The sequence below is a fragment of the Streptomyces fuscigenes genome (genome assembly GCF_021556455.1).
Taxonomy (GTDB): Bacteria; Actinomycetota; Actinomycetes; order Streptomycetales; family Streptomycetaceae; genus Streptomyces; species Streptomyces fuscigenes.
Genome location: NZ_JAKGCV010000010.1, coordinates 1 through 26994 on the forward strand (window position 1 = coordinate 1; position 26994 = coordinate 26994).

The 26994-nt window shown below is 72.6% G+C and carries 26 protein-coding genes and 2 tRNA genes; 3 read left to right on the forward strand and 25 right to left on the reverse strand.

Annotated features, from left to right (window positions below; all coding sequences use genetic code 11):
- Positions 1-141: 141 nt before the first annotated feature.
- The 9 genes from L1885_RS02620 to L1885_RS02660 form a co-directional block, all read right to left on the reverse strand.
- Positions 142-215, reverse strand: a tRNA-Lys gene (locus tag L1885_RS02620).
- A gap of 305 nt (positions 216-520) precedes the next feature.
- Entirely contained in the window at positions 521-1381 is an 861-nt protein-coding gene (locus L1885_RS02625; RefSeq protein ID WP_235795300.1) for a Sco1979 family transcriptional regulator, read from the reverse strand.
- Positions 1382-1515: 134 nt separating this feature from the next.
- Positions 1516-2463 (reverse strand): metal ABC transporter permease, encoded by a 948-nt coding sequence (locus tag L1885_RS02630; RefSeq protein WP_235795301.1) that lies wholly within the window; start codon positions 2461-2463, stop codon positions 1516-1518.
- A complete protein-coding gene (locus L1885_RS02635; RefSeq protein ID WP_235795302.1) occupies positions 2460-3404 on the reverse strand; it encodes a metal ABC transporter permease in 945 nt (314 codons plus the stop codon). Before L1885_RS02635 ends, L1885_RS02630 begins: the two co-directional genes overlap by 4 nt.
- Positions 3391-4392, reverse strand: a complete 1002-nt coding sequence (locus L1885_RS02640) for a metal ABC transporter ATP-binding protein (RefSeq protein WP_235795303.1) — start codon at positions 4390-4392, stop codon at positions 3391-3393. Before L1885_RS02640 ends, L1885_RS02635 begins: the two co-directional genes overlap by 14 nt.
- A complete protein-coding gene (locus L1885_RS02645) occupies positions 4389-5393 on the reverse strand; it encodes a metal ABC transporter solute-binding protein, Zn/Mn family (RefSeq protein WP_235795304.1) in 1005 nt (334 codons plus the stop codon). Before L1885_RS02645 ends, L1885_RS02640 begins: the two co-directional genes overlap by 4 nt.
- 492 nt (positions 5394-5885) lie before the next feature.
- Positions 5886-5958 (reverse strand) — tRNA-Lys (locus tag L1885_RS02650).
- Between the two features lie 309 nt (positions 5959-6267).
- Positions 6268-7800 (reverse strand): site-specific integrase, encoded by a 1533-nt coding sequence (locus L1885_RS02655; protein WP_235795305.1) that lies wholly within the window; start codon positions 7798-7800, stop codon positions 6268-6270.
- Between the two features lie 12 nt (positions 7801-7812).
- A complete protein-coding gene (locus tag L1885_RS02660) occupies positions 7813-8403 on the reverse strand; it encodes a helix-turn-helix domain-containing protein (RefSeq protein ID WP_235795306.1) in 591 nt (196 codons plus the stop codon).
- A gap of 92 nt (positions 8404-8495) precedes the next feature.
- Here L1885_RS02660 and L1885_RS02665 point away from each other — a divergent pair, with 92 nt between their 5' ends.
- Positions 8496-8765: a MerR family transcriptional regulator gene (locus L1885_RS02665; protein ID WP_235795307.1), complete on the forward strand. Its 270-nt coding sequence runs from the start codon at positions 8496-8498 to the stop codon at positions 8763-8765.
- A 158-nt stretch (positions 8766-8923) separates the two neighbouring features.
- On the opposite strand, the gene L1885_RS02670 is transcribed toward L1885_RS02665, so the two are convergent.
- From L1885_RS02670 to L1885_RS02680, 3 genes are all read right to left on the reverse strand, one after another.
- Positions 8924-9226 carry a hypothetical protein gene (locus L1885_RS02670; RefSeq protein ID WP_235795308.1) on the reverse strand — a complete coding sequence of 101 codons (303 nt, stop codon included), beginning with the start codon at positions 9224-9226 and terminating at the stop codon, positions 8924-8926.
- A 38-nt stretch (positions 9227-9264) separates the two neighbouring features.
- Positions 9265-9954 carry a hypothetical protein gene (locus L1885_RS02675; RefSeq protein ID WP_235795309.1) on the reverse strand — a complete coding sequence of 230 codons (690 nt, stop codon included), beginning with the start codon at positions 9952-9954 and terminating at the stop codon, positions 9265-9267.
- A 215-nt stretch (positions 9955-10169) separates the two neighbouring features.
- Positions 10170-10676 carry a hypothetical protein gene (locus L1885_RS02680; RefSeq protein WP_235795310.1) on the reverse strand — a complete coding sequence of 169 codons (507 nt, stop codon included), beginning with the start codon at positions 10674-10676 and terminating at the stop codon, positions 10170-10172.
- Between the two features lie 280 nt (positions 10677-10956).
- On the opposite strand from L1885_RS02680, the gene L1885_RS02685 reads away from it, so the two are divergent.
- Complete coding sequence (locus tag L1885_RS02685) at positions 10957-12237, forward strand: NsdA family TPR-like regulatory protein (RefSeq protein ID WP_235795311.1); 1281 nt, start codon at positions 10957-10959, stop codon at positions 12235-12237.
- Positions 12234-12791, forward strand: coding sequence for a GNAT family N-acetyltransferase (locus L1885_RS02690; RefSeq protein ID WP_235795312.1), 558 nt, complete (start codon positions 12234-12236; stop codon positions 12789-12791). The genes L1885_RS02685 and L1885_RS02690 overlap by 4 nt, the downstream gene beginning before the upstream one ends.
- A gap of 184 nt (positions 12792-12975) precedes the next feature.
- Here L1885_RS02690 and L1885_RS02695 read toward each other — a convergent pair whose 3' ends face one another.
- The 13 genes from L1885_RS02695 to L1885_RS02755 form a co-directional block, all read right to left on the reverse strand.
- The gene (locus L1885_RS02695; RefSeq protein WP_235795313.1) at positions 12976-13488 is read right to left on the reverse strand and encodes a DUF402 domain-containing protein; all 513 of its coding nucleotides are present in this window, start codon (positions 13486-13488) and stop codon (positions 12976-12978) included.
- Between the two features lie 367 nt (positions 13489-13855).
- Positions 13856-14386, reverse strand: a complete 531-nt coding sequence (locus L1885_RS02700) for a hypothetical protein (protein WP_235795314.1) — start codon at positions 14384-14386, stop codon at positions 13856-13858.
- 5 nt (positions 14387-14391) lie between these two features.
- Positions 14392-14655, reverse strand: coding sequence for a hypothetical protein (locus L1885_RS02705; RefSeq protein ID WP_235795315.1), 264 nt, complete (start codon positions 14653-14655; stop codon positions 14392-14394).
- An 11-nt stretch (positions 14656-14666) separates the two neighbouring features.
- A complete protein-coding gene (locus L1885_RS29075; protein WP_235795316.1) occupies positions 14667-15596 on the reverse strand; it encodes a peptidoglycan-binding protein in 930 nt (309 codons plus the stop codon).
- Complete coding sequence (locus L1885_RS02715; protein WP_235795317.1) at positions 15593-15763, reverse strand: hypothetical protein; 171 nt, start codon at positions 15761-15763, stop codon at positions 15593-15595. Before L1885_RS02715 ends, L1885_RS29075 begins: the two co-directional genes overlap by 4 nt.
- Positions 15764-15775: 12 nt before the next feature.
- A complete protein-coding gene (locus tag L1885_RS02720; RefSeq protein WP_235795318.1) occupies positions 15776-17548 on the reverse strand; it encodes a hypothetical protein in 1773 nt (590 codons plus the stop codon).
- 83 nt (positions 17549-17631) lie between these two features.
- On the reverse strand, positions 17632-17982 hold the full coding sequence (locus L1885_RS02725) for a hypothetical protein (protein ID WP_235795319.1): 351 nt from the start codon (positions 17980-17982) through the stop codon (positions 17632-17634).
- Positions 17983-17990: 8 nt separating this feature from the next.
- Positions 17991-18824: a hypothetical protein gene (locus L1885_RS02730; RefSeq protein WP_235795320.1), complete on the reverse strand. Its 834-nt coding sequence runs from the start codon at positions 18822-18824 to the stop codon at positions 17991-17993.
- A 92-nt stretch (positions 18825-18916) separates the two neighbouring features.
- Positions 18917-19624, reverse strand: a complete 708-nt coding sequence (locus tag L1885_RS02735; protein ID WP_235795321.1) for a glycine-rich domain-containing protein — start codon at positions 19622-19624, stop codon at positions 18917-18919.
- Positions 19625-19708: 84 nt separating this feature from the next.
- Positions 19709-20170, reverse strand: a complete 462-nt coding sequence (locus L1885_RS02740) for a hypothetical protein (protein ID WP_235795322.1) — start codon at positions 20168-20170, stop codon at positions 19709-19711.
- A 1-nt stretch (position 20171) separates the two neighbouring features.
- Positions 20172-21218: a hypothetical protein gene (locus tag L1885_RS02745; RefSeq protein WP_235795323.1), complete on the reverse strand. Its 1047-nt coding sequence runs from the start codon at positions 21216-21218 to the stop codon at positions 20172-20174.
- 1 nt (position 21219) lies between these two features.
- The gene (locus L1885_RS02750; RefSeq protein WP_235795324.1) at positions 21220-22536 is read right to left on the reverse strand and encodes a hypothetical protein; all 1317 of its coding nucleotides are present in this window, start codon (positions 22534-22536) and stop codon (positions 21220-21222) included.
- Positions 22536-26933, reverse strand: a complete 4398-nt coding sequence (locus tag L1885_RS02755; RefSeq protein WP_235795325.1) for a hypothetical protein — start codon at positions 26931-26933, stop codon at positions 22536-22538. Before L1885_RS02755 ends, L1885_RS02750 begins: the two co-directional genes overlap by 1 nt.
- Positions 26934-26994: the final 61 nt, after the last annotated feature.

The following is a 26994-nucleotide window of genomic DNA, read 5'->3' on the forward strand; positions in this document are numbered from 1 at the left end:
GCCCGCGAGGCCGCCCGGTCCGGCGGTCACCCGGCCGCACGTGCACCGGCCCCTCGGCCGGGCCCCCGGCGTCCGCCGCACGCGCGCGGCAGCGAAAAGCCCCCGCGGCGGGGGCCGGACGGGGGCGGGAAGCGGGAGGAGTAGGCCGTGTGGGACTTGAACCCACAACCAACGGATTAAAAGTCCGCTGCTCTGACCAATTGAGCTAACGGCCCGCACCGCGAAGCATAGTCCGCCCCCGCGGCCGACATGCCCGAGGCCGTGCTCGGCCCCGCCGCGTACACGCCCGAGGCCAGGGGTCCGCTCCCGCCGCGTACGCGCCCCGGGCCGGGGTCCGCTCCTGCCGCGTACACGCCCCGGGCCGGGGTCCGCTCCCGCCGGGTACGCGCCCGAGGCCGCGACCGGCCCCGCCGTTCGCCGGGGTGGCCGCCACCGCGGGAAGTACGGCACCGCACGCCGGCCGGGCCCCGAATGCCGCCTCCCGTCCGCGTCGCCCGGGTCAGAACGACCGGTGGAGGCGTCAGAACCGCCGGTGGAGGTCCGTCAGGATCTCCCGGGTCCGGGACGCCGACTCGGCGTGGGCGACCATGCGGTCCATGGCCTCCTTGTGCTCGCCCACCTCGGTCGGATCGTCCAGGTAGAGCGCGCCCGTGAGGTACTCGACGTAGACGACGTCCGGCACCTCCGGCACGTCGAAGCGGAACAGCACGAACGACGTGTACGTGCCCGGGTGGTGACCCGCCGACAGCTCCGCCATCTGGAGCGTCACGTTGGGCAGCTCGGACATCTCCAGCAGGCGGGCGACTTGGTCCCGCATCAGCGAGGCCGACCCGACGGGCCGCAGCAGCACCGTCTCGTCCACCACGGCCCAGTAGGTGGGCGCGTTCTCGCGCGTCAGCAGGGCCTGGCGCTGCTTGCGCAGCGCGACATGGCGCTCGACGCGGTCGGGATCGAACTGCCCCACCGCGCCCGTGCGCAGGATCTCGCGCGTGTACTCCTCCGTCTGGAGGAGCCCGGGCACGAAGTGGGGCTCGTACGTGCGGATCGTCTTCGCCGCCTCCTCCAGGCTGACGTATCCGCTGAACCAGCCCGGCAGCACGTCGTGGAAGCGCTGCCACCAGCCGGGCTTGTTGGCCTCCTCGGTGATCTCCAGGAACGCCGCGACATCGGCCGCGTCGATGCCGTACGCGGGCAGCAGCACCTGGAGGTAGGGGATCTTCAACGCGACCTCGGCCGCCTCCATCCGGCGGATCGTCGCCACCGTGACGTGGAGCAGCTTGGCGGCCTGTTCCCGGGTCACTCCGGCCCGCTCGCGCAGACCGCGCAACTGCCGGCTCAGGACGAGCTGGCCTATCGTCGGGGCGGACCGCGGTTCACTCATGGCCGCCGGCCCCCAGTGCACGCATGGGCGCAGTCTGCCACAGGGTCAGAACGTGAGTACGGGGGCCGTTCGTCCGGATTTCCCGCCCCCCGCACCCCCCTCCGGGCCCCCCTCCGGGCCCCGCTTCGCCCGTCCTACAGCGACCGTCCGCCCGTCACGGACCCTCCGACTCGTCGTGCGGGCCGGGCGGGCGGCGTCTGCCGCGCACCCGTCCGGGCGCGTCCCTTCAGGTACGTCAGCCCGTACACGGCCGTCGCCGCCGCCATGATGCAGAAGCTCGGCGGCAGCACCGGCACCGCGTAGCTGAGGGCGAGTCCCGCCCACATCTCGCCGAGCCCGAGCGCCGCCGACAGGGCGAGGCCGCGCAGGGGCCGCCCGGTGAGGCGGACCGCCGCTCCGGCAGGGGCCGCGAGCAGCCCGAGCAGCAGCAGCGAGCCGACCGCCTGCGTGGCCTCGGCGGCGCACGCGCCGACCAGGACGAGGAAGGCCAGGCCGAGCAGGCGCACCGGCACCCCGCGCGCGGCCGCCACCGCCTCGTCCACCGACGCGAACAGCAGCGGGCGGGCGATCGCCAGGACGGCCACGCAGATCCCGGCGGCCACCAGGCCCGCGGTCAGGGCCTGCCCGCCGGAGAGGCCGAAGACGGAGCCGAACAGGACGTTGACCCCGGCGCCGCCGTTCCCGGCGCTGCGGGACGTCGTGTAGAGGGTGAGGAAGAAGGCCCCGAGCCCGAGGATCCATGCGAACACCGAGCCGATCGCCACGTCGTCCGCCCGCCCCCGCCGGCCGAGGCCGCCGATCAGCAGGGCGACCGCGATCGTGCCGGCGAACAGTCCGAGCCGCAGGTCGTAGCCCCCGGCGAGCGCGGCGAGCGCGCCGGTGAACGCGACGTGGCTCAGCGCGTCGCCGGTGAACATCTGGGCGCGCAGGACCAGGAAGTAGCCGGTCAGTCCGGCGGCCAGGGCGATGGCCGAGCCGGCGAGGAACGCGTGCAGGAAGAACGGGTGCGTGAAGGCGGCGAGCGGGCCGTGTCCTGTGCCCGCCCCCGCGGCCAGCAGCGCGGCCGCCGCGCCGGCGCTCATGCCGCGCCTCCCGCCGCCAGGGCCGGCTCCGCCCCGGCCCGGGCCCGGCGGCCCGCCCGGCCGCGTGCGTACGGGACGGCGCGCGCCAGCACGTACACCCCGAACGCGAACGTGGTCACGTAGAACCCCACCGGATACGGCGAGTAGTACGCGACGATCAGCCCGGCCCAGGTCACGGCGACCGCGATCAGCGCCGACAGGGCGAGGCCGAGCGAGGGCCGCGAGGTGAGCGCCTGCGCGGCGGCGCCGGGCATCACGAGCAGCGCGAACACCAGGAGGGTGCCGGTGATCTGGGCGGCGCCCGCCGTCGCGGCGCCCAGCAGGACCAGGAAGACCACGGACAGGAGCCGGACCGGGAGGCCGCGGCCGCGCGCCACGTCCGGATCGACGGACGCGAACAGCAGCGGCCGGCCGACGGCGGCCAGCACGAGCAGGACCGCGGCGGTGACACCGAGCAGCAGCCACACCTGTCCCGGCGTGACGCCGAGGAAGCTGCCGAAGAGAAGCGAGGTCACCCCGCCGAGCAGGCCCTTGTAGAGGGTCGTGAACAGGAATCCGCAGGCGAGCAGGAACGCCTGGACCGTGCCGGTGACCGCCGACTCGTGCCCGCCCGCCGCCCGGCCGGTGCGCGGCACGGCCGCGACGACCACCGCCGCCGCCAGGCAGAACGCGAAGTAGCCGTACGTCGCCGACACCCCGACCAGGGCCGCGCAGGCGGCTCCGGGAAAGCCGACGGTGGCGATCGAGTGCCCCGCGAAGCTCTGCCGGCGCAGCACCATGAACCAGCCCATGACGCCGGCCGCGACCGCCACGAGCGTGCCCGCGCGGAAGGCGTTGACCATGAAGGGGTACGCCCACATGGCCCGCAGGTCGGCGACCGGGTTCCAGGACCACGCGGGCAGCGCGCCGGCCGCCAGGGAGAAGGTGTCAGCCGTCGGCACGGCGCTCCTCCCCGTGTCGGTCGCCGGAGGGGCGCGGCCCGGGGACGGCCCGCGCGGAGGGGGTCCCCGGCGACGCGGGCCGCGCGGGGGTGTGCGCGGGGGCGTGCCCGTCCGCGTGCCGGTCGACGTGGCGGGCCGGGGCCTCCGGCTGGCCGACCACCACGAGCCGCCCGTCGGACGTGGTCAGCACCTCCACGGACGTCGCGTACAGCCGCGACAGCGTCGCCGAGGTGATGACCTCGGCGGGGCGCCCCGCCACCGCACCGCCCTCCGCGAGGTACACGACCCGGTCCAGGCGCGAGAGGATCGGGTTGACGTCGTGGGCCACCATCACCACCGACACGCCCTCCTCCCGGCAGATCCGGCCGATCAGCGCGGCGATCGCCGCCTGGTTCGGCAGATCGAGGCTGTCCAGCGGCTCGTCGAGGAGGAGCAGCCGCGGCCGGCGCACGAGGGCCTGCGCGATGAGCAGCCGCTGCTGCTCCCCGCCGGAGCACTGCCCGATGGGCCGGTGCGCGTACGCCTCGGCGCCGACGAGCCCGATCACCTCCGCGACCCGCCGCGCCGCCGCCCGCGCCCGGCCGCCGGGCCGGCCCGGCAGGAAGGACGGCAGGGGCAGCCCCCAGCGGTCGCCGTCCCAGCCGAGCCGCACGACGTCCTCGCCGCGCAGCCGCAGGGACGCGTCGAAGCTGCGGCGCTGCGGCAGGTAGCCCACCAGGGCCCCGGCCCGGCCCGGCCGGGCGCCGAGGACCCGCACCTCCCCGGCCGCGGGCGCCTGGACCCCCAGCAGGACCTTGACGAGCGTGGACTTGCCGACGCCGTTGGGACCGAGCACCGCGACGAACTCCCCCGCGCCCACCTCCAGGTCGACGCCGGACCACAGCGTCCGCCCGCCGGCCCGGACGGCCGCACCCCGCAGCGAGACCACGGGCTCCGCCGCGCCGTCCTCGGTCAGGGCCGCGCGGGCAGGCGCCTGCGCCGCGGTCATTTCCCGGTGGCTTTCGCGAGGGCCGCCTGGATGCCCTTGAGCTGGCGCACCTGCCAGTCCTGGAACGAGGCGCCGGCCGGCGTGAGCGTCTCGGTGACGGTGGCGACCGGGATGCCCTTCGCCTTCGCGGCCTTGACCTGTGCCTGGACGTCGGGCGTCGCGTTCTGGCTGTTGTAGACGTACACCTTGATCTTCTTCTCGGCGATCTGCCGGTCGATCGTGGTCTTGTCCTTCGCGGTGGGGTCGGTGCCCTCGCTGATCGCGTCGAGGAACGACTCGGGGGTGACGAGGTCGAGCCCGAGGCCCTGCGCCAGCGGCGCGAAGATCGACTCGGAGGCGCCCACCGGGGTGCCCGCGTACGTCGCCCGGATGTCGGCGATCTCCTTGGTGTACGGGGCGAGGGTGGTGTTCTCGAAGGTGTTCTTGAGCTGGTCGAAGTCGGCCGCGTCGGCCGGGTCGATCTTCTTGTAGTCGGCCGTGATCTGCTCGACGACCTGGTGGACGTTGTCGGGCGAGTACCAGCGGTGCGGGTTCCCGTTCGCGGGTATGCCCGCCAGCTTGCCGACCTCCAGGTCGGTGCGGTCCTGCGCGGGGTTCGCCGACAGCAGCTTGCCGGCCCAGGAGTCGTAGCCGATCCCGTTGACGATCGCGAGGCGCGCGCCCGCGACGGTGCGGGCGTCCGCGGCGGTCGGCTCGTAGTCGTGCGGGTCCGCGCTGGGGTTGTCGATGATGCTCGTGACCTTCACGTGGGAGCCGCCCAGCTGGGAGGCGATGCTGCCCCAGAAGTTCTCGGCCGCCACCACCTGGACGGCCGCGCCTCCGGCCTTCGCGGAACCGCCCTCGGCGGCGCCCTGCGCGGAGGACGACGACGTGCCGCCCCCGGCCTTCGAGGAGTCCCCGGACGCACTCGGGGAGCTGGGGGACGTGGAGCACGCGGCGACGGACACGGCGGCTATCGCGGCAGCGCCGCCGAGGGCGAGCCGGGAGGTGATGGCGTTCATGGCCGTCACGCTAGATGGAAATGACTTTCAATACCAAGCCATGTTTGCACAGATATGAAAATCATTACCGTTTCGTGATGCGTGCCCGCTCGGGGGCCGGGCTGCCTGGGGAAAGCGGTGCGGGTGCGACGGGCGGCACGGGTGCGACGCGGCTGCGAGGCGTGTGCGGACGGGAAGGCCGCGGGCGGGAGAGGCGCGGCGGCGCGGCCCTGGAGGAGGGTGGCACGCGGCGGCGCACGGGGCTCTGGCAGGCGTGGCGTGGCACGACCGGCGACCGCGGCGCTCACGGCGGGGCGGGGTTGTACGCGGCCGGTGGTTGGTGCGCGGCCGGCGCGGCGCTCACGGCACGTGCGGGGCGGCGGCGCGCGGGATCAGGACGCGCGAACCAGGGGATCTGAGGGACGGGGCCGGCGGGCGGCGACGCCGCCCCGGGGAGCGCCCGGGCGGCCGGGCGCGGGGCGGCCCGGACAGCACGGCCGGGTGGCCGGAAGGTGGGCCGTGTGGGACTCGAACCCACAACCAACGGATTAAAAGTCCGCGGCTCTGCCAATTGAGCTAACGGCCCCAGCGGTTCACACCATAGCGCCCTGTGCGTTCCCGTCCATGGAGTGCGCTCCAGTACTGGCCAGGACGGGCGTGGCGCTTCCATCTTGTCCACCCCGTGCGCCTCCGTCCACACCGTTTCGTGGTGTCTGGTGGAGCCCCGGTGGAGCCCGATGGTGGAGCACCGGTGGAGCAAGGTGGAGCACTTCGGTGGAGCAGGTGGAGCGCGGTGGAGCAGCCCGGTGGAGCAGGCGGAGCGGCCGGGTGGAGCACGCCGGCGGAGCGGCGAAACGCGGCCTCACCCGCGAGGACGCCACGGTGGAGCTCCACCTCACTTCTCCACCACCTGGCGCCGCGCCCGGGGCACCAGCGCGGCGGCGCGCTCGGCCGCCGTCTGGTCCACCTCGCGGATGAGCGACGTGTAGGTGTTGGAGGTGAGCACGATCGTGGAGTGCCGCAGCGTCTCCTTGATCGTGTGGAGGTCCGCGCCGGCCGCGTGGAGCACCGTGGCGCACACGTGCCGGAGGTCCCGGAGGTTGATCGGCGGGAGGCTCGTGCGGTCGTAGATCTCGCGGAACGCGCGCGAGACCCTGGCCGGGTGGAGCCACCCGCCCGTCTCCGTGGCGAAGACTTTGCCGGTCTCCTCCCACTTGTCGCCGCACGCCAGCCGCTCCCGTAGCTGCGCGGCCCGGTGCTCCCGGAGCACCTGCACGGTCCCGGCGTCCAGGGAGATGGTCGAGACGGAGCCCTCCGTTTTCGGGACGGTCTCCACGGTCGTCCAGCCGTCCACCACCACGATCTCCATCGTGACGGAGAGGAGCCCGGCCTCCAGGTTCACGTCCGTCCACTGCTGCCCCACCGCCTCACCACGCCGGAGTCCGCGGAAGCCCATGAGGTGGAAGATCGGGTACAGCCGGTCTCCCTCCGCCGCGTCCAGGAACTCGCCGAACTGAGCCGGCGTCCAGACCATGACGGACCCGGGGACCTCCCCCGTCTCCTGCCACCGCTCCACCCGCTCCGGCGTCCACAGGAGCGGTTTCGGCCGGGCAGCCGCCCCGAGCTCCACGAAGGAGGCCGGGTTGAAGGTGATGTACTGCCGGGCGATCGCCGCGTTCAGCGCCGTACGGAGCGTGCGCCGGATCGCCTGCCGCGTGGCCGGCCCGTTGACCTTCCGGAACGGCGGCATGGCCGCGAGCTTGCCCCGCTCCGCGGCGAGCGCGGCCCGCTCGTCCGCCTTCGGCACGCCGCTACGGCCCCGCGTGCACCGGGCCTCCTGCTCCCGGCGCGCCTGGTTCTCCGCGAGGATCACCTCATTCGCCTCCTCGATCTCCGCAAACAGCGTGTCGAGGTGCCCCACGTTCAGCTTGTCCAGGCGGATGTGGCCGATCCTCGGCGTGAGGTGGTAGCGCACGTGGGAGGCGTACCCGTAGAGGGTGGTCGGCCTGCTCTTCTTGCTATCGAGCCAGACCTCCAGCCACTGGCCCATCGTCATCTTCCCGTCCAGCGGGACGCCCACCCCGAGCTTCCGGGAGATGGCTATGGGGTCCGGGATGTCCTGCCGGTCCTTCTGCACCGCGGCCAGGAGGTCTCCCACTCTCCGGAGCTCGTCCTCCTCCTGGCCGGCCAGGTCGAGGATGGCTCGGATCCGGTCCAGGTCCCCCTGCGCTTCCTTGGACGTGGCGTAGCCGGTGCGCTCGAAGCGGCGCCGCTTCCCGTCCTCCCCGGGCGGGAGCTCCTGGATCACCCGGTAGCGCCCGTGCGTCCGCTTCTCCAGCTCCGGGCAACTCCCCGCTAATCTCTTCCCGTTGGACCCTCGGCACTCGCACCGCTTGCTGATGCCGCCCGCGCGGCGTGACCCTGGCATGGCGACCCCCTCTCATCCCGTGGGCCGTTCAAGGCCCGGTAGCGGCGGGACTTCCAGGCCCCGCCGAGTCATCTCCTCGCGGAGCTCCATGAGCTGGTCCGTGAGCTCGCGCGCCATCGTGCGGCCGGCCTCCGCCTCCGCGTCCTCCAGCTCCACCACGTACCGCTGCTCCGCGATCCCCTGCTCCCAAATCCGCCGATAGACCCCGCGGATACGGCGCTCCAGCTCCTGGTGGCGGCGCGCGAGCGCCAGGGCGGAGTCCTCCGGCGCCCCGACGCCTGCGAACCAGTCCACGGCCTCCAGGGGCGTGGCCGTCCGACCGGGCAGGTACTCCGTCTCCGCGGCGTACCCGGCCGGGAAGACCAGCGCGGCTGGCGCCACCTCGAGCGCCGCCGCGAGGACCAGGAGGTCCGCAACGGACACGTCCCGGCGGCGGCCGTTCTCGATGTTGGAGATGACGGTCCGCTGGAGGGCGGGGTGGCCGAGGCGGGCGCACGCGTCGGCCAGTTGCTGGGCGCTTATGGACCGCTCGGTGCGGTGCCTGCGTAGCTCCCGGGCGATCGTCGCGCTCACGTCGGCCGGCCACTCGATTGGTTGCTCCACGACGACTCAAAGTACAGCCGGTATTGCGCTGTATCAACGCGTCCTCTACAGTCCACGGAAACAACCCAAGAGCATGGAGGAGTTGCGCGGTAATGACCCAAGAATCTGCCCTGGCGGTCCGGGCCCTCACCGTGCGGGACCTCCTGGAGCTCCCCCCAGTGGTGGACGTGGAGACCGCCTCCCGCGCCCTCGGGATCTCCCGGAGCCACGGGTACAACCTGGCTCGCTCCGGTACGTTCCCCTGTACCGTCCTGCGCGCCGGCCGGTCCTTCCGCGTCGTGACCGCGGACCTCCGGCGCGTCCTCGGCGTCAGCCACCGGGCGCCCGCAGCGGAGTCGACCGCTGCCACCGTGGCGGCCTGATAGACCACCGCCTCCCCCAGCGGGTCCGGCCCTCTCCTCCCCTCCGGGGCCGGGCCCGCACCCCGTAGGCACGGCGCCGGCCCTACCCCCCGAACCGGCGTCGCGCACAAGGGCCCGGCCTCCTCGTGAGGCCGGGCCCTTTGCTCTGCTCTCCGCGGTCAGATCGCGGCCGCGACCTTGCCCAGCACCGCGGCACTGGCCGGGACGTCGTGGCTGAGGCGGACCGCGCGATGAGGGAGCACGGCCAGGCGCGCGGCGACCTCCGCCCGGGCGCTCGCCCGGCCGCCGCCGTCCACGCCGCCCGCCACCTCAAACACGTCCGGGTACCGGTCCTCCGTGGCACCGCTCATGAAGTCGGCCTCACCGAGCGTCCGCGTGCCCCCCACGACGTCCGGCGCCGCGTCGGCGTCGACCTCCGGGAAGAGGAGGCCCGCCACCGTCCCGCCGGTCGCGAGCGGCACGGAGAAGGGCGGGGCTCACCGGCCGGAAGGGTGTGAGGTCAGGCGACGAGCTGCATGGATGCCGCCACGCGCGCGAACTCGGCCTCAAGCCGGTCCGCGCCCATCGCGGCCCACTCACGTTCGAGATCCGCCGCCACCACGCCCTGGAGCTCCACCACGGTCCGCGCGGCCAAGACGTAGAAGGAATCCGGGGCCCGGTACTCCACGGCCTCCATGGAGCGGCCAGGGATGGGCTCCAGCGTCACCGGGTCATGGACGGTGCCCGCCACGCCCCATGCCGGCGTGTGCCTCACCCACGCGGCCACGAACTGGTCTCCGCGGAGTGCGTGGCACTGCTGCACGGTGATCGCGGCGCACGGCACGCACACGGGCGGGCTCGTCGTCCGCTCCCCGTCCCGGATCGGGCCGCCCGTGCTGCGCATGAGGAAGAGTTGCGGGCCGTCAGGGTCGGCCGGCGGGCGGGCGCAGACCTGGCACAGCATGTCCAGCATCGCCCGCCGCTGCCGGTAGGCGTGCACCCGCCGGAGGTCCGGCTCGCCGCGGCGACTCTTCGGAAGGAGCCGTGCGCGTAGCCACAGCGTTCCGAAGGAGTCCCGGTCGTACGGAGTCTCATCGGGGTACGCGATGCCGGGCCACACCGGCCGGCGGATGAGCTGATAGGGCAGGAGCCGTTCTTCGCTGCGCTGCGTGATGTACGGGACCACGCCGGGCGGGGCCGGAGGCAACACGGGAGGGCCTTTCGTGCTGGGGGGGGTGGTTGGTGGCCCGGCGCACCAGTACGAGGGGGCTGGTGCGCCGGGCCGGGGCCGCTCCGCGTCCGGGAGGAACCGCGGGCGCGGAGCGGGGTAGAGCGCCGGCTACCGGAGCGCGACGGCCACGAGGACCGCCAGGAGCGCGGCGAGGATGAGGACGTAGACGGCTTGGCCGGACGGGCTCTCCGGGCTCACTGCGCCCGGGCACTGTCCCGGCGGGCGGCCTGGCCGCGCATGAGCAACTGCTCCACCTCGTCCAGGACGCAGAGCTCCCCGGGGCCGCTCGGGGGCAGGCACCAGTACGACCGCCCGCGCGCCTCCGTGAGGCGGATGGCCGGTACGCCCAGGTAGTGGTCCTGCCCGCAGCACTCCACACCGGGGAGCTCCCGCTCCGTCCGCCGCCAGGCCGTGGAGCCGGGCACCAGGAAGTAGTACGCCCGGGAGTGGAGGTCCATGAACACGGCGCCGCCGTCGAACCATCGACGGAGTGCGGCGTCCACGTCCCTCGGGGTCTCGGCCTCCAGCGCGGCGTGGACCAGGGCGGCCGGCGCGCGGATCGCGGAGAGGATGCCGCCGCAGGCCAGGAGCGCCACTCCGCCGTTGCCCTCCCGCCACTGCTCCCGGGCCAGGGCCCGGTCCTCGGCGGCCTGGAGGAGCCAGCGGGAGACGGCGGGCTGCGGCTCAGCCCATGTCGTCACGGCGGAGGGGGCACGACCGAGGCCGGAGTCCCCGTCGTCTCGTTCATGTGTGCTCGGCATTGCTCTGCACTCCCAGACGGGTCGATGGGCGCGGCGCATTGGCGGTGCGAAGGACCGGGCCCCTTTCGAGTCGCCCCCCGAATCGAGGCGACCCGACCAGGTAACTCCCGCCAAGCGCCGTGTACTTAGGGAGTTGGGCCGGGTATCCGGCGTCGCACCCTAGGGGGACTTGACCTCTCGTTTACCTGACGGAGCGGGGCCGCAGCGCTACGGTGCGGTGATGGAGGTCACGCGAAACGTGCGGCTCGTGGCGTGGATGCAGGAGCACGGTCACAGCTCGGCCAGCCTGGCGGAGGCCGTAAACCTGGCCATGGAGAGGCTTACCGGACGCCCCGGAGGCCACGATGGTTCATCGGTCCGAGCCTGGAAGTCCGGTCGCATTCGGTGGCCCAACGCAGCCAGTAGGCGGGGCCTTGAAGCCGTGACGGGCCTGCCCGCCTCCGATCTAGGGTTCGTTCCACGGGGCAGGGCCAGGTCTAACCCCGGCTTGAACCAGGAGGACCCTGACATGGATCGCCGTAACCTGATCGGCGGATTGGCTGCTACCGCCGCTGTAGCGGCCGCAGCTCCCGGGATCGCGCCGCGCCGAATCGGCATGAATGACGTCAAGCGACTCCAAACCCGATTCACCGAGATCGTCGCCAGCGACCACCGCCATGGCGGACAGCTCACCATCGAGCAGCGCGCCGCCGCGCTCGCCGACGAGGCACTGAACCTCCAGGCGGCCGGCAGCGCCACCCAGCGCGTGCGCAGCAATCTCTACGCCGCCGCGGCGGCCTTCCGCTCCTCCGCGATGTGGGCAGCGATCGACGGCCGCCGCTACGTCGAGGCCCAGCGCCACATGCGGGAAGCGCAGGCCCTCGCCGAAATGTCCGGTGACCAGGCCATCAAGTTCCGCATCTGGAGCCACGCCGGCAGCATGTACCGGCACCTGGGACGCCCCTCCGACGCCTTCGCCGCAAACGACGTCGCACGCGGCCTGCACATCACGCGCCGCGACCCCATGTTCGCGTCTCTCGGCCTGGCCCGGCAGGCCGCCATCCATGGCACGGCCCAAGAACGCACCGGCACCAAGCGCGCCTTCGACCAGGCCCAAGAGGCCATGAATCGGGCCGACCCGCACGCGCCCCGCCCCGTCTGGCTGGTCGCCTTCTACGACCAGGCCGAACTGGACTCTCTCGCCCTCTCGGCATACCTGGCACTGGGCGAGTACCAGACGGCAGAGGCCCACGCGCACCGCTGCCTGGCAGGGCTGCGCCCGCACATGGCCAGGTCCCGCACCATCACGCAAACGCGGCTCGCACACGCCCAGCTCGCCCAGGGCGAGGCCGAGGCCGCCGTGGCAGTAGCGATGAAGGTTCCCGCAGCTGCGGCTACCCAACACGCCCGCGTATCCCGGATGCTGAACGAGTTTGGTGCAGCCCTGCGCGCGACCGCGCCGGGCAGCATCAACGTGCAGACCTGGACCGAGCACACAGCCGCCTGGAGGGCCAGCGCATGACCACGGCACCCGTCATCGAACTTCGCCGCTTCACCGAACTCACCGGCGCCCGTGAGGACCTGATCGACGTCTACGCCGAAGTACGGGCGCCCCTGCTTCACCTACCGAACTACGCCATCACCGGGTTCGGTGAGCGACTGGACCGGCACGGCACCGAGCCCGGCTTCGTAGCCGTCCTGGCGTACGCCGACGCACAGCCGATTGGGTACGCCTACGGCAACCGCATCGAGCACGGAGACCGGTACTGGCAGCGAACCAGCCCAGAGCCGCCGGCCAGGTACACCGCAGGCCCCACCCTGGCCATCAAGGAGATCGGCGTTCGGCCGGCCTGGCGCAAGACAGGCACCGCTCGACGCATCCACGATGCGCTCCTTCTCTCCGCCAAGGAGCCGTACGTGACCCTCATGGTCAACAAGGCGGCCGGCGACGGAAAGGTCCATGCCCTCTACCGCTCATGGGGGTACGAGGACATCGGGCACAGCCAGCCGTCGCCCGCTTCCCCACTCCTTGAGGTGATGGTCCGCACCAGCGGTGGAGACGCCCCCAACCCCTGACCGTCGCGGACGCGAGTGCTGTGACCGGGGGGGTTCGCCAGGATGCTGGTCAGACCGATTGGACGGGCGGTGACGTCCGTCCAATCGCTGGAGGTGTGGTCGCTGTGCCTGTCCTGTGAGCAGATTGACGGATCAGGAAGGGCATCTGCGGCCTGACGGAAACGCAAAAACAGTCGCGAGTCCGCTATCCGATCATGTCCAGCCACGTGTGGTACTGACCACTGAAAGGCTCTGCCCCGTCTCGCAGAGCTGCCTTGAGCCAATCGGCTGCCGCGGTGGCTTGCCCTGCAACGTCTGGCGGGTAGCCGTACTGGACCTGATGGCGGGCGAACTCATCCTCGTCATCGACGAAAACAGCACCTGTCGCTCGCACCCGGCACACGTCGAGATCCAGGTCGATCATGGTGACCTCTGCCGAGTTGGGCCACTCGGAGGGCGTGGTCACATCACAGTAGACATCCAGATACGCAGGGGCCGCCTGGAAAAGTGCGGTCCACCAGGCATTGCGTGGAAAGAGCATGACTCGCGGCTCCTCGGTCGCGTAGACCGGGCCCACCCCGCCCTTGCTGTAGACCGTACCGACCCGCGCACCCAGCCACACACCATGCTCGTCCTCTCCAAGACGGACCATCGGATGGTGCCAATGCAGGTGGCCGTCGAACTTGCGCACGGAAACGAGAACCTCGGCAGCGGTCATGATCGGGAGACTACTTGGCAGGCTTCCCAGTGAACCTTCCCGGTCAGAGCACTGGGACGCCCTGCTGACCCTTGCCAGTACTGCGGCCCACGCCCGGCTCCTGGAGCTTTGGGCGGAGGCCTGCCGCGACTGCCCGGCGTGCGGCCCTGCCAGGTGGGCGACGGCCTGACGCCAGACGCACGTACGCCCCGCCGGGGAGTCAACCGGCGGGGCGTACGCGTGAGGCCCGTACCCGAGTAGCGCTCAAGCACTGGAGCGGCCAGCGTAGCCCTGACTCATGATCAGGTTCGGTCTGCGGCGCACCGGGATGTGCGGAGCGCCCGCCCCGGCGGAAGGGAGGGCGGGCGCTCGGTCTCAGAGGGCCGGCTCAGCCAGCGGGGACCCCCGGGGGGCCGGTGTCCCCCGTGTCTCCGGGTCCGTCCTCGGCGGTGTCCTCCCCGCTCACGGTGGGCGCGTCCTCGCTGGTGTCCCCCGCCGTGTGCGGGATGTCCCCCGGGGCGGACTCCGTGTCCCCGCTCATGTCCTCGGCGGGGACAGCCGTCCCCGGCTGCTCCTCGCACAGGCGGGAGAGACGGTGGTTCGCCAGGTCCACAGCGTCCCGGAGGCTCCCCCCGCTGTTCGGGTAGAGCTCGTGCTTGATACGCCCGAGCTCGTCCTCCACGCCTCCCATGCGGGACTCCAGGCCCACCATCCGCTCCATCACGCCGGGCCGCGCCGGTACGCCCGGCCGAGACGGCTCGCCCCGCCAGTCGTCAATGAACTCATCCACGCGGCGACCGAGACGGGCGGTCCCGCGCAGGACTCGCCACGCGACGGCGACCAGGCCGCCGGCCAGGGATATCGCGCCGCCCCACACCAGGAGTGCGTCCACGGCCGGGATGCCCGTCTCGGTGTCCACGAGGGTTAGACCCCCTTGGCCAGGGATGCGGAGTTGACGGCGCCGCGGAGTCGAGCGAAGAGGCCCTTGCCGAGGGCCAGGACCGCGCCGACGCCGCCCGCCCCGGCGGCGTACCACATCGACCCGTCGAGCGGCTGCGTGACGACCACGCCGCCGATGAACGACTGGAGGAACGTGGTGAGGACCCGCTCCAGGAGGTCCCGGGCGAACGTCGCCCCGGTCTTGACGACCGTCTCCGCGTCGGGGAGGGGGAGGTGATCACTGGACATGGTGGTGCCTTTCAGGAGAGGAGGAGTTGCCAGGTGAGCGGGCCCGGGTAGCCGTCCGCGTCGCCCGCGAGCTCCGGCCGGGAGCGCTGGAAATCGACCACGTTGTCCCGCGTGTACGTGGTGAACACGGGTCCGGGCTGGTAGCCGTTGCCGTCGTGGTGGCGGGTGAAGCCGTGCCGGATGAGGCCGCCGTCCAGGACGGTCACGGCCGGGTTGCTCCGGCCGAGGACGAACGCGCCGGTCCCGGGGAAGGGCGGCGGCGTGCCGCCGATGCCGCCCGCCGGGATCTTGAGCGCCTGCCCCGGATGGATCGTGTACGGCGCCCGGATGCCGTTGGCGCTCGCCAGGTCCGGCCAGGACACATCGAGGCGCCGGGCGATCGCGGCCAGGGTGTCGCCAGCCCTCACCGTGTACGTCCCCCCGGCCGGCTCCGTGGCGCCGCCCGGGCGCGGCGCGCCGTCCTCCACCCAGGCGTACAGCGGGTCTCCGGGGCACAGGGTGGCGTATCCGTCCCGGTGCCCGCCGATCCACGAGCCGGCGGCGCCGTCCTGGCGTAGCCACTCGATCGCGTCCCGGAGCCCGGAGAGCATCGCGTCCGGCGGCTTCGTCAGGCCGGAGTCGCCCAGGAGCGCGCACACCGCGTAGTCCCGGACGTTCAGGTCCTGGTTCCCGTTGGCGCCGGTCCGCTTGTGCGCGCCACGGCCCTCGTACACGTAGCCGTGCTCGCACACCACGGCGGAGTACGCGATGTCCACGTAGTTCTCCACCGTGTTCGCCAGGTGCTCCGCGCGGATGCCGCGCACGTAGGCCGGGCACGAGCCGTGCGCCCGGGAGCTGTACGGCGCGCCGAGATAGTGGATCTTCACGCCGTGGGCGGAGGCGAGGTAGGCGGCCGGAGAGGTGGCGGGTGCGCCCCAGTCCTCGCGCTGGATGAACTTCACCGGGCGCCTCCGCTCGTCTGCGGGGGCTCCAGGGTGATGATGCCGGCGGCCTCGTTGAACTCGGCCTCCGTCACCTCCCGGTATCCGTCCGGGACGATGCCGAACACGTCGGCGTCGCCGGAGAGGGACATCCACGCCCCAGTGGTGTCGTTGAGGAAGTACCGCATGGTCAGGGCTCCTTACCGGGTGATCGCGATGAGGTCGGTGTCCGTGATCCACTGGTTCACCGTGGCCGTGCCGGCGGTCACCCGGATTGCCGGGTAGACGCGCACCGACTTGCCGGTGTGCGGGCCCACCACGGCGCCCTCCGACACCCCGAAGCTCCAGCGCTGGTGCGAGGCCGAGCCGGCCGCCAGGACGCTGTGGCAGAGCCGCACGGCCAGGGAGCCGCCGTCGATCTGGATTGCGTACCCGACGTCGAACGTCGCGTTCGCCGTCCAGGTGATCTCCAGGTGGCCGGTGAACCGGCAGGAGAAGGAGATCCCTCGGCAATCCGTGAGACTGTCCGCCGTGTACGTGCCCTCGCTCCAGGCGTCGTTGGACACGAGGACGGCGCCGCCCGTGTTCGTGAAGGCGAGCCCGGCCACCGGGTGGGACTGCTGGACGGTGGCCGCCGCGCTGGAGTGCTCCGGCGGTGTCCAGAGGGCGCCGGAGGTGGGGTCGCACTTGAGCGTGCTGTTTGCGACCGGGTCACAGTCCCAGTCGTCCGTCCACGCCTGCGAGCCCGCGATCGGGAACGCGGCCAGTGGGGAGGCGGTGGTGCCCTCGCCCTGGAGGCCGCACCCGGTCTCCAGGGGCGGGACCGGCGGGACGAAGAGGCGCCCGTCCGCCCCGAACTCCAGGCGGTTTCCCGCGTCATCGGAGGGGGCCACCAGGAGGCCGTCGGCGGTCGCCTCCAGCCCGTTGTCCTCCGGCGCCACGATGACGTCCGCGGAGACCACGTACGGGTCCGCCGCTGTGCCGGCCCCGGACACGGTGGTGTCCACGGTGCCCGTGTCACCGGCCTGCAGGGCGGTGGGTTCACCGCCGCCGGTGGGCATCACAAGGAGCCCGCCGTCCGTGCCGAACGCGAGCGCGTTCCCCGCGTCCGTGGAGGGGCGGGCGGAGACCACGCCCGTGGTCTCGTCGTAGGCCGCGCCGTCCCCGGCGGAGATGCACCCACGGACGTCCGCGCACTCCAGGTACAGGCCGTTCGGGCCGGACGTCAGGAGGTTTGCGCCGCCGGCTGGTGGGGTCGGGTCGAGGATCACCGCGGCGGAGACCACGTACGGGTCCGCTGCCGTACCCGTGCCGGCCACGGTGGTGTCCACGCTCGTGGTGTCTCCGGCCTGGAGCGCGGTGGGCTCCCCGGCCTCGGCCGGCGTCACCAGGAGCCCTCCGTCCGTGCCGAACGCGAGCGCGTTGCCCGCGTCCGTGGAGGGCCGCGCGGAGACCACCCCGGTGTCCGGGTCGTACGCGGCGCCATCCCCGGCGGAGATGCACCCGCGGACGTCCGCGCACTCCAGGAACAGGCCCTCGGGCCCGGTGCCGATCAGGTTGGTACCGCCCTGCGGTGGCGCCGGGTCGAGGATCACCGCGGCGGAGACCACGAACGGGTCCGCCGCCGTGCCAGCCCCGGCCACCGTGGTGTCCACGGTGTTCGTGTCACCGGCCTGGAGCGCGGTGGGCTCGGCGGCCGGGGGCGGCGGGACCAGGAGCCCGCCGTCCGTGCCGAAGTCGAGGGAGTTGCCCGCGTCGGTGGAGGGGCGGGCGGAGACCACGCCGGTGGTGTCGTCGTAGGCCGCGCCGTCTCCCGCGGAGATGCAGGGGCGGACCTGGTCACACGTGACGGTCGCGCCGTCCGCGGCCACGACGTACGGGGCGCCGCTGGAGCCGTTGCCGGAGACGGTGACGCCCGGGCCGGCGGTGACGCGGCATGCGCAGCGGGGGCCGCAGCAGCCGAACTGAGCCATGGGTTACTCCTGAGGAGGAGGAACGCCCGGCCCACAACCAGCAGCACACGCGCCCGGCCCATAACCAGTCAGCTTCCACGAGTCTAGGCCGTGGCGGACCCTGTGTAGCCGGACAGGCGGCGGGCGGTCTCCTCCGGGATTCCGGCCTTCCGAAGATCCTGGTACTCGCGCGTCTGACGGGCCGTCTCCTCCTCCGCCATGTCCTGGAGACGGGAGGTGTGGGCGGCCGACATGGCCGCGTTCAGCGTCTCGAACTCGGCTTGCGTGATGAGCCGGCCCGGGCGCGCGAGCTCGGGGAGCTGACCGCCCGTCACGGTGATGGAGCCGAGTGAGCCGTCCTCGTACTGGACCCACGCGGTGATGGGGTCGGGCGTCGGGTCGCATCCCGGCCAGGGCCACGGCGGGCCGGGGAGCTCGGGGGTGGTGTCGGTCATGGCGGGCCTCACAGAGCCAGGAGGAAGACGCGAAGGTTGTAGTTGATTCGGTAGTAGTAGGCGCCGCCGGTGGCCTTGCCCGCGGAGGCGCCGAACCCGACGGCGACGGTGGCGCCCGGGGCGAGCATGCCGCGGGAGAGGAACTTCGTGGCCTGCGCGTGGACGCCGGTCATCGTGCTGGTCCCGGTGTTGCGCATGTAGAACGTCTCGTCCGAGTCGAAGCCGGTCGCGGCGCCGGCGCCGGCGGGGAGCACCATCCACATGTCCACCTCCTCCTCCACGAGCACCATGGCCGGGTTGCACGTGGATGGATTGGTCACCGTGGCGGAGTAGTTGTCCACGATGACCACGTTGCCCGTGGCGATCGCGGTGTCGGGAAAGCTGCGTTCCTCCCCGAACGTGCTCCAGCTCGCGACGCCGCGCGGCTCCCCACGCAGGACGCCGTCCGTTCCGCACGCAATGACCGTGCCGGCTTCCTCCGGGCTACACGCGTACGGCCACGTACCGGTGGCCGCCTTCACCGGGGAGCTCGCGGAGCCGTTCCCGGTCAGGCCGCACCCGGTCAGGACTGACCCGCCGGCCGTGGGGACCAGGAGCCCGCCGTCCGGGCCGATGGTGAGGTTGTTCCCGGCCTGGCCGGAGAGGTCCGCGGCGATCGTGCCGGAGGCCTCGTCCAGGTCGATGCCGGGCCCGGCGGTGAAGCACGCCCGGACGGTCTCGCACGGGACGTCCGCGCTCACCCGGAACGGGTTCGCCGCACTACCGGTGCCAGAGATCAGGATGTTGTCGCCAGCGGTCAGGGTGCATGCGCACTGGCCGCCGCCGCAGCCGCATCGGGCCATGGGAGCCCACCGTCCTCACGGATCGTTCACGGGGCCCGGCCCACAACCAGCGGCGCACGTCGAGTCTACGAGCCGGGCCACCTGGCGCCGGGTCAGCCGTAGAGCTCCACGACCACCACGCCGTCCATGCCCGGCGTGCCCGGCACGCTGTTGCCGGCGCGGCCGACGCTCCCCGCGGCGCCGCCGCCGTAGCCGCGTCCGGCGCCGCCGGAGCCGCTGGTGGTGCGCTGGTTACCGCCGTGGCCGAGCTTGGACTCCCCGCCCTCCCCGGACTGGCCCTGATCACCGTTGATCCGGAACGCTCCCCCTCCCGCGCCGCCGCCCATCGCGATCTGCCCGGTGCCGGCCAGGGGCCCGTTCGTGCCGGAGAAGCAGATCGGCGTGTTCCCGGCCGGCATGACGTTCTGTCCGCCCGCCCCGCCGTTCGCGGTGACCAGGCCCCCGAAGCTGGAGTTGTCGCCGTTCCCGCCGTCCGAGTTGAACGCGCCGGCCGTGCCGCCCGCGCCCACCACCACGGTCTCCACCGGGCCGAGCGCGGACACGTCGAGGAGGGATTCCGAGTAGCCGCCGCCGGCGCCGCCAGGGTGGCCCATGAATAGGCCCTCGCCGGCCGCCGCACCGGCCGATCCGCCGCCCGCCGCCTGGACGCGGACGCGCACGCGCGCCAGCCAGGGGTAATCCGCCTTCCGGAACTGGTACGTCCCGGGCGGGGAGAACTTCACGACATCGCGCAGGCCCTGACGGCCCGGGATGAGGCAGAGCTCGCCGGTCTCGCCCACCTGGAAATAGTCGTCACACACGCACACGGAAACCACGGTCTGGCCCTTCGGGAGAGACGGCGGCCCGGCCCACAACCAGCGGCGCGACCAGCAGGGTAACCGCCCTCACCGGCCGGGCGGGACGGCCGTCAGGTGGACGTGGACGCCCTCACCGGCCGGCGCCGCCACACCCGCCCCGCGGCGCGGCCTGGTCCTCCACACCCGCACCACCGCCTCCGTGGCGGTGGCCACCTCGAGCACCGCCGTGACCACGGTGTCCTCATCCCCGGGGTCCGGGTCGACCGGGAGCGCCGTGAGGACGGGTGGCGCGGGGAGGGGCGCCGGGTAGGTCCAGCGGGCGCGGCCGTCCTCGCCCGTCACGACGACCGCGGCGTACGGGGCGGCCCCGGGGAGCGGCGGGAGCACCACGGGCCCGGAGACGGCCACCGAGCCGCCTCCCTCGGGCGGTACGGGTCGGGGCGCGCCGCTGCGCCTGGTGGTGCGTCGCGTCTGCCGGTTCAGGTCTCGGAGCATCCCGCCCAGCGGGTTGCCGGTCACCAGCCGGGCCGCTCCTCCACGTCTCGCCACGTCAGGCTCCCGATACTTCCGCGCCGGTCACTGCCAGCTGAACTTGGACGCTCTCGGATCCCGGGGCGTCCTCCCCGCCGCCGGTCTCGGACACCTTGAGTCCCACGATCTTGAGGCGCTGCGCCACGGTCCGGCACGTGGCCGTGGAGGCAATGTCCAGGCTCCAGCCGGGCACCAGGGAGGCGACGTCCACCGCGGCCTCCGGGGAGATCGTCACCTGCTGCGTGTCCAGGAAGATCGGCGCCGGCACGGATCCGAGGAGCTTGGAGCGGGCCGCGGCGGTCGCGGACGCGGCGGTGGTGATGGAGGTCTGCTCCTCATACCGCTCCAGGAGGCCGTACTCCGCGTCCGCGCCGCCCTCCGACACGAGGACGCCGGAGTCCTCGTCCCCGGCGATGATCCACCGGGTGATCAGGTTGGAGCCGTCCTCCGCGACCACCAGACCCTCCGGGAAGTCTCCGTCACTGAGGGAGCCGACGCTCGCTGAGTAGGCGTCGGGCAGGAGGATGATCGTGTTGCCGACGGCGGTGAAGTCGAGGCCGGTCTCTGCCAGGTCCCGGAGGTGGTCCAGCGTCTGGCCCACGTCCTTCGTGTACGCCCGGCCGCCGCTCACCCCAGCCCGGCCCACGGTGTAGATGGAGTGCCCGGGGTCGTCCGGCGCGTAGCCGTCCTCAATGAGCCAGGCCGCCACGTCCATGAGGTCCGAGTCCCCGAAGGTGATGGACTCGTGGGGGACGCGGCGGTCCAGCCAGGCCAGGCGGTCCGCGGCGAAGATCTCCACGCCGTTGACGGACCACTGCGGTTGGAGGATCGGCCCCCACCACACGGCTTTGTCGTCGCGGAAGATCTGGAGCTCGTGAAGCCAGGAGCGCACGTTGGCGAGGTGGTTGCAGCAGTCCCCGGAGGGGTTGATCAGGACCCGGGCGGAGGAGAACTCATTGAGCTCTCGGCCCCAGTCCACCTCCGTGAGGACGTCCGCCTCCGCGACGGTCGCGCCCTTCCGGGTCACGATGCGGGCCTGGTGAGTGCCGCAGCCGGCGGAGGCCACGTCACCAGCCCCTTCCGGAGACGCCGAGCTGGATCACGGTCCCGGGCGGCGGCGGGTTCGCCACGTCGCTCTCGATGCAGAGGCAATACGTGGCGCAGTCCAGGGGGCGCCAGGTGGGCGGGAGCCCGTCTCGCCCGTACACGTCCGGGCTGGTCTCGCACACGCCGCCGCACTCCACCATGGCCCGGTTGATCTGCCCGTCCAGCGTGAGCGCGCCCCCGGCCGGGAGGTAGCGCACCGTGTAGACGGAGTGCGGGTCGCACCTCTGGAGGTCGGCCATGTCCTCGCAGCTCAACGCCTCGTCTCCCGGAGTGCGCTGGTAGAGGGTCAGGGTCAGGTTGCGGAGGTCTCCGCCCTCCCCGGCCCGGATGATGATCACGGGGACGTCCACGGACCAACTCGGCCGGCCGGTGAGGTCCACTTCCCAGCACTCCCGCACGGCGGCCAGGGGCAGGCAGTAACACGTGTCCAGCGTCGCCAGGGACGGCGGCGCCATGGAGGGCCGGCACAGAGGATCCGAGCACGCCGCGGTGGGGTCCTGGCAGGCGGCCAGGCGGCACGTCCCGCCGCATCCGTCCTCCGTGCCGTGGAGGCACCAGGTCACGCAGCCCGGCGTGTCATCCCGAGGCGGGTCCACCTCGAGCACCGGCATGGTGTCGGTGTAGAGCCAGGGCGTGGCCGCGGTGAGCGTGAACTCCACGGTGATGATGTCCGCGCCGTTCTGGCACGTGCCGGCGGAGCAGCCGTCGCCGTGGCGCGCGGTCACCGTGGGACCGTCGACCAGGGCCACGCGGCGCAGGCTCCGGCGGCGCCGCGCCTGGAAGGTGTTCGGGTCCTCCTCCTCGCCCGGGCAGCACTGGAAGATGGTCAGGCAGTCGCCTTCGCACTGGCCGGTGGTGCAGCCCGTCAGGACCTCGGATAGCCAGTGGAGGCCGTACTCCACGCCGCAGCAGGACGCGCCGAGGAGGACCGCGGTCACGGTGACCGTGAGCGGCAGCGCCCGGGCCGGACCGAAGCTGCCGCCGCCCTGAACCGCGTTCGTCACGGACCGCTTCACCGGGTACGCGTCCAGGCCCTCCATGGAGAGAACCAGGAGCCCGGCGAACTCCGCGGACTCCGGCACGTCGGGGTCGTACCAAGGCGCGCTGTCCTCGGCCGGCGTCGTGTACGGGAGGTCCCCCACGGTCTCCGCGGTGAACGTCTCGCACCGACACACCGTGGCCTCCGTGAGGGAGGAGCCGACGGTCTCCAGGTACGTGGCCAGGCGGCTGTGGTTGGCGACCTCCACCCCGCCGAGCGTGAAGTAGTCCAGCAGCATCAGAGGAGGCCTCCCGCCAGGGCGAGGCGGGTGGTGACGCGGTGCGCGGTGAGCCACGCGTCTCCCACCTCGTGGATCGTCACGTACTGGTTCACCGTGGAGCCCGCTTGGCCGGCGCCTCCGCGTGGCGGCCGGTCCTCGGCGCGGAGGATGTTGAGGAGCCCGGACTCCTCCGCGAGCTCCCGGGCCCGCTGGGGCCGCGTCAGGGGGATGACGACCTCGGGCCCGGCCTCACCGATCAGAGCGTGTGTCGGGCCGAGGACCATGCCGCCGTTGGCGAACGGGAGCAGCTTGCGGACGGCGGAGGGTAGGCCCGCCTTCACCTTGGCCATGATCTGGCCGCCCACGTTCCCCAGAGCGCCCGCGATCCGGCCGCCGAGGCCGCTGAAGAGGCTCACCACGCCGGAGATTAGGGAGCCCACCGCGCTCCTCGCCCGGGATGCCGCGCTGGAGAAGACACCGGCGATCCGGGATCCGAGGCCGGAGAGCGCGGACGCGGCCCGGCCCGGGAGCGCCTTGAAGAATGAGACCGCCGAGGAGATCCATGAGGAGATCCGGCTGTTCGCGCTGGCGAACGCTGAGGTGAAGGTGCGTAGGAGGAACGGCCCGAAGGACGAGAGGGCGCTTGAGACCCGGCCGGGGAGCGCCTGGAAGAACGTCACCGATGACGCGATCCATGAAGTGATGTGCGCCGTGGTGGAGTTGAAGCCGCTCGTGAACGCCCGCAGGAGGAACGCTCCGAAGGAGGACAGCGCGCCGTACACGCGGCCCGGGAGAGCAACGAAGAAATCGACCACCGCGGTGAGCGCCTGGCCGAGCCACGTCGTTACGGCACTCCACCCGGTGATGAGCGCGGCCAGGACAAACGCTCCAAACCCCACCAGGGCGGCCGCGACACGGCCAGGGAGCGCTACGAAGAAATCGACCACCGCCGTGAGCGCCGCAGCGAGCCACGTAGTGACCAGGCTCCAGCCGGTCACGAACGCCGCGAGCAGGTATGTGCCCAGACTCGCCAGGGCGGTAGCGATCTGCCCCGGGAGGACGGTGAACGTGTAGATCAGCCCGGCGAAGACCGTCAGGAGCCCGATGATCACGTAGGCGACGGCGGAGGTGAACGCGTCCAGGAGGAGCCCGGGGAGCGCGGCCAGGCCCGCCACGATCTGACCGGGTAGAGCGGTGAAAAACGCCACCACGGAGGCCAGGCCGGTGGATAGGGCGCTGGTGACCTGGTCCCAGAGTCCGGCGAAGAACCCGGCCACGGAGGCGCCGGCGGAGGAGAGCGCGGAGCCGATCTGGCCCGGTAGACCCGTGAAGAACCCGATCACGCTCTCCCCGGCTGAGGAGAGGCCGGCGGAGGCGCCGGAGAAGAGGCCGGAGAAGAATGAGCCGACCGCCGAGGTGACGGTGTCGAACGCGCCAGAGATCCGGCCGGGCAGGCTGGTGATGAACTGGACCGCCGAGGTGAGCCCGTCCACCAGGCCGGCGATAGCGCTCACCAGGCCCGACACCAGCGGGACCACCGTGTGGATGATGACCCAGCCGTCGAAGGCGGCCGCGATCCGTAGGACCGGCGCCGTGAGCTGGACCAGGAGCACCGCCAGCGGGGCCAGGGCGGCGATGAGATCCACGATCGGCGGCAGGATCGGGATGAGCGCTTGAAGGATCTCGTTGAACGCCTCGACCAGGGGCGGAAGGATCGGGAGGAGCGCGCTCGCCATCGCTGCGATGACCGGGTCGAGGGCCACCGCTACCTGGGCCAGGGCGCCCGCGAGGCTGCCCAGCACCGGCGCGAGCCCTGCAAGGAGGGTGGCGATCGCGTCACCGATCCCGGACGCCAGCGGCACCATGGCCTGAACCAGCGTCACGAAGGCTGCCGCGAGCGGCGGCAGGGCGGGCATGAGCGCGCCCACCAGCTCCTCAATGATCGGAGCGAAGAGGCCGGCCAGCGTGGAGAGGACTGGCGCGAGCGATTGGGCGAGGACGGCCACCAGGCGCCCGGCGAGCGGCAGGAGCGGGACCAGCGCCGAGACCACAGCGGCGATGGCGCCGCCCAGCGGGGTAAGTGACGGGCCGATCGCAGCGAAGGCGTTGGCCAGTCCCCTGGCCACCTCCTGGACCACGGGCGCGATCTGGGCGAGGGCCGGCCCGAGCGCGTTGATCAGGCCGGTGATGGCCGGGCCGATCGCGACGAACGCGGGGGCGAGCGCGGGGGCGATGGCGCCGATCTGCTGGACCAGCGCGGACAGGATCGGCCCGAGCTGAGCCGCGATCTTCCCGACCGTCGCGAAGACGTTGCCCAGTGCCTCCTGTCCCTGGGCGGAGTTGACGAACGCGGCGAAGCTGGCCGTGATGGTCTGGAGGTTGGCGAGGAATCCGGCGCCGGCGTTGTCCGCGGCGTCGAAGACTCCGGCGATGATCCGGCCGAGGTTCTGGAGGACGCCACCGAGCTGCGCAAAGACGGTCAGGGCGGTGTCCACCCACTGGACGGCCTCCCCGCTCTTCGCGGACTGCTGGAGGAACGTCCCGAACCGTTCACCGGCGTTGCTGATGGCGGAGGAGAGCTTCGCGCCGAACGCGTCGGAGATGGCGGCCGCCATCTGGAGGACGCCCGCGGTGAGCTTGTTCGTGGTGTCGCCGAGACCCCCAACGGCCTGCTGTGCCCCCGTGAGGATGCTCTTGACGTTCGATACGCCCTGTGCCCCGCGGATGTACCCGAGGGCCGCGGAGAGGGCCCGGCCCCACTCCCCGGCGATGCTGGACAACCCCTTGCGGAGTGGGCCGTCCAGGGCCTTCGCCGTGGAGGTGATCTGTCCCTCGATCTGCTGGAAGAACGCGCCCTGCACCGAGTTGCGGAGCTCGTCGAACGCCGGCTTGAGGGCGCGGACCTCCTGGGCCGCCTTCGTCGCGGCCGGGGAAAGGTTCTCCAGGCTCTTTTCGAACTCGTCGGCGTCCCCGGTGAGCGCCGCTGAGAAGGCGTCGGAGACGCCCATCAGGGCGAGCTTCAAGGCGCCGAGGGCGGCTTCGAAGCCGAGGATGCCGGCGGGGAGGGCCGCGATGATGCCGGCCGCTGGGGCGAGCGCGGCCAGGAGCGCGCCGATTCCCTGCGCGGAGGACGCCGCGGCGATGCCGATGGCGCCGAACTTCAGGAGGCTGGTGAGGCCCTTGCCGGCCTTCCCGGCGACCTTCCCGAGCCCGGAGAGCGCGCGCGTGAACCGGTTGGCGTCCACGTCCGCGTTCACCGGCACGGTGACCGTGGGCACGTGGTGCGCACGGATCAACGCGTCGAACCCGGAGAGGTCCGGGTGTACGGGGATGTTGATCGCGTCGATATGGGAGAGGCCGGCAATGAGCCGGGCCTCGAACTCCGAGAGGTCGGGGTTCACCGGGATGTTGATCCCGTCCAGGTCCCGCAGACCGCGTAGGAGGCCGCGGTCGAACCGGGAGAGGTCCGGGATGACGCGGACCTGGACCTCCAGCCGGCGTAGTGCCGCACGGAGCCGGGTCTCGAACCGGGAGAGGTCCGGGACGACGCGGGCCGCAACGTCGGCCAGGCGGCGGACCTGCGTGCGCAGGCTTGCGTCGAATCGGCTCGCGTCGGGGACGACGCGGGCCGGGATGTCCGCGAGGCGGCGCACCTGGGCGCGGAGCGTGGCCTCGAACCGGCCGGCGTCGGGGATGACGCGGACGGGGATGTCCGCCAGGCTCCGGAGTTGCGCGCGGAGCGTAGCCTCGAACCGGCCGGCGTCCGGCTCGATCCGGACCGGGACGTCCGCCAGGCTCCGGAGTTGCGTCCGGAGCGTCGCCTCGAACCGGGCGACGTCCGGCGCTACCCGGACCGGGACGTCCGCCAGGCCGCGGAGCTGGGCGCGGAGTGAGGCGGCGAACCGGGCGACGTCGGGGGCGACGCGGACCGGGACGTCAGCCAGGCCGCGAAGCTGCGTCCGGAGCGTCGCCTCGAACCGGGCGACGTCAGGCGCCACGCGGACCGTGACGTCCGGGAGGTCCCGGAGCTGCGCGCGCAGCGACGCGGCGAACCGGGTCACGTCGGGGGCGACGCGGACCGCGGCGTCCGGGAGGTCGCGGAGCTGGGCGCGCAGCGACGCGGCGAAGCGGGTGACGTCCGGGGCGACGCTCACCGGCACGTCGGGCAGGGCCCGGAGTTGCGCGCGGAGCGTCCGCTCGAACCGGGAGAGGTCCGGCTCTACGACGACGGAGGCGGAGACCTCACGTAGGCCGCGCTGGATGTTCCGGGCGATCGTCCGCCCGATGTTGCGGGTGGAGCGGTCGAGCGCCCGCTCCAGGCGGGCCCCGGCCTCGCGGCCGTCCCGCTCCGCCGTGCTGTCGTCCAGCTCGATGCGGATACGGGCCGTGCCGTAATCGACCTCGTCTTCGGCCACCGGGGGACCTCACGGAGTGCGTGATGGTCGCCCGGCCCATAACCAGACAGCGCGGTGCCCG

What these genes read in the sequence shown, in the direction of transcription:
- L1885_RS02715 (WP_235795317.1), bottom strand. Translation starts at nt 15,763, where the DNA reads ATGCGGTACTTCCTCAACGACACCACTGGGGCGTGGATGTCCCTCTCC.
- L1885_RS02690 (WP_235795312.1), top strand. Translation starts at nt 12,234, where the DNA reads ATGACCACGGCACCCGTCATCGAACTTCGCCGCTTCACCGAACTCACC.
- L1885_RS02685 (WP_235795311.1), top strand. Translation starts at nt 10,957, where the DNA reads ATGGAGGTCACGCGAAACGTGCGGCTCGTGGCGTGGATGCAGGAGCAC.
- L1885_RS02750 (WP_235795324.1), bottom strand. Translation starts at nt 22,536, where the DNA reads ATGCTGCTGGACTACTTCACGCTCGGCGGGGTGGAGGTCGCCAACCAC.
- L1885_RS02625 (WP_235795300.1), bottom strand. Translation starts at nt 1,381, where the DNA reads ATGAGTGAACCGCGGTCCGCCCCGACGATAGGCCAGCTCGTCCTGAGC.
- L1885_RS02640 (WP_235795303.1), bottom strand. Translation starts at nt 4,392, where the DNA reads ATGACCGCGGCGCAGGCGCCTGCCCGCGCGGCCCTGACCGAGGACGGC.
- L1885_RS02730 (WP_235795320.1), bottom strand. Translation starts at nt 18,824, where the DNA reads ATGGCCCGATGCGGCTGCGGCGGCGGCCAGTGCGCATGCACCCTGACC.
- L1885_RS02645 (WP_235795304.1), bottom strand. Translation starts at nt 5,393, where the DNA reads ATGAACGCCATCACCTCCCGGCTCGCCCTCGGCGGCGCTGCCGCGATA.
- L1885_RS02630 (WP_235795301.1), bottom strand. Translation starts at nt 2,463, where the DNA reads ATGAGCGCCGGCGCGGCGGCCGCGCTGCTGGCCGCGGGGGCGGGCACA.
- L1885_RS02695 (WP_235795313.1), bottom strand. Translation starts at nt 13,488, where the DNA reads ATGACCGCTGCCGAGGTTCTCGTTTCCGTGCGCAAGTTCGACGGCCAC.
- L1885_RS02655 (WP_235795305.1), bottom strand. Translation starts at nt 7,800, where the DNA reads ATGCCAGGGTCACGCCGCGCGGGCGGCATCAGCAAGCGGTGCGAGTGC.
- L1885_RS02705 (WP_235795315.1), bottom strand. Translation starts at nt 14,655, where the DNA reads ATGTCCAGTGATCACCTCCCCCTCCCCGACGCGGAGACGGTCGTCAAG.
- L1885_RS02725 (WP_235795319.1), bottom strand. Translation starts at nt 17,982, where the DNA reads ATGACCGACACCACCCCCGAGCTCCCCGGCCCGCCGTGGCCCTGGCCG.
- L1885_RS02665 (WP_235795307.1), top strand. Translation starts at nt 8,496, where the DNA reads ATGACCCAAGAATCTGCCCTGGCGGTCCGGGCCCTCACCGTGCGGGAC.
- L1885_RS02720 (WP_235795318.1), bottom strand. Translation starts at nt 17,548, where the DNA reads ATGGCTCAGTTCGGCTGCTGCGGCCCCCGCTGCGCATGCCGCGTCACC.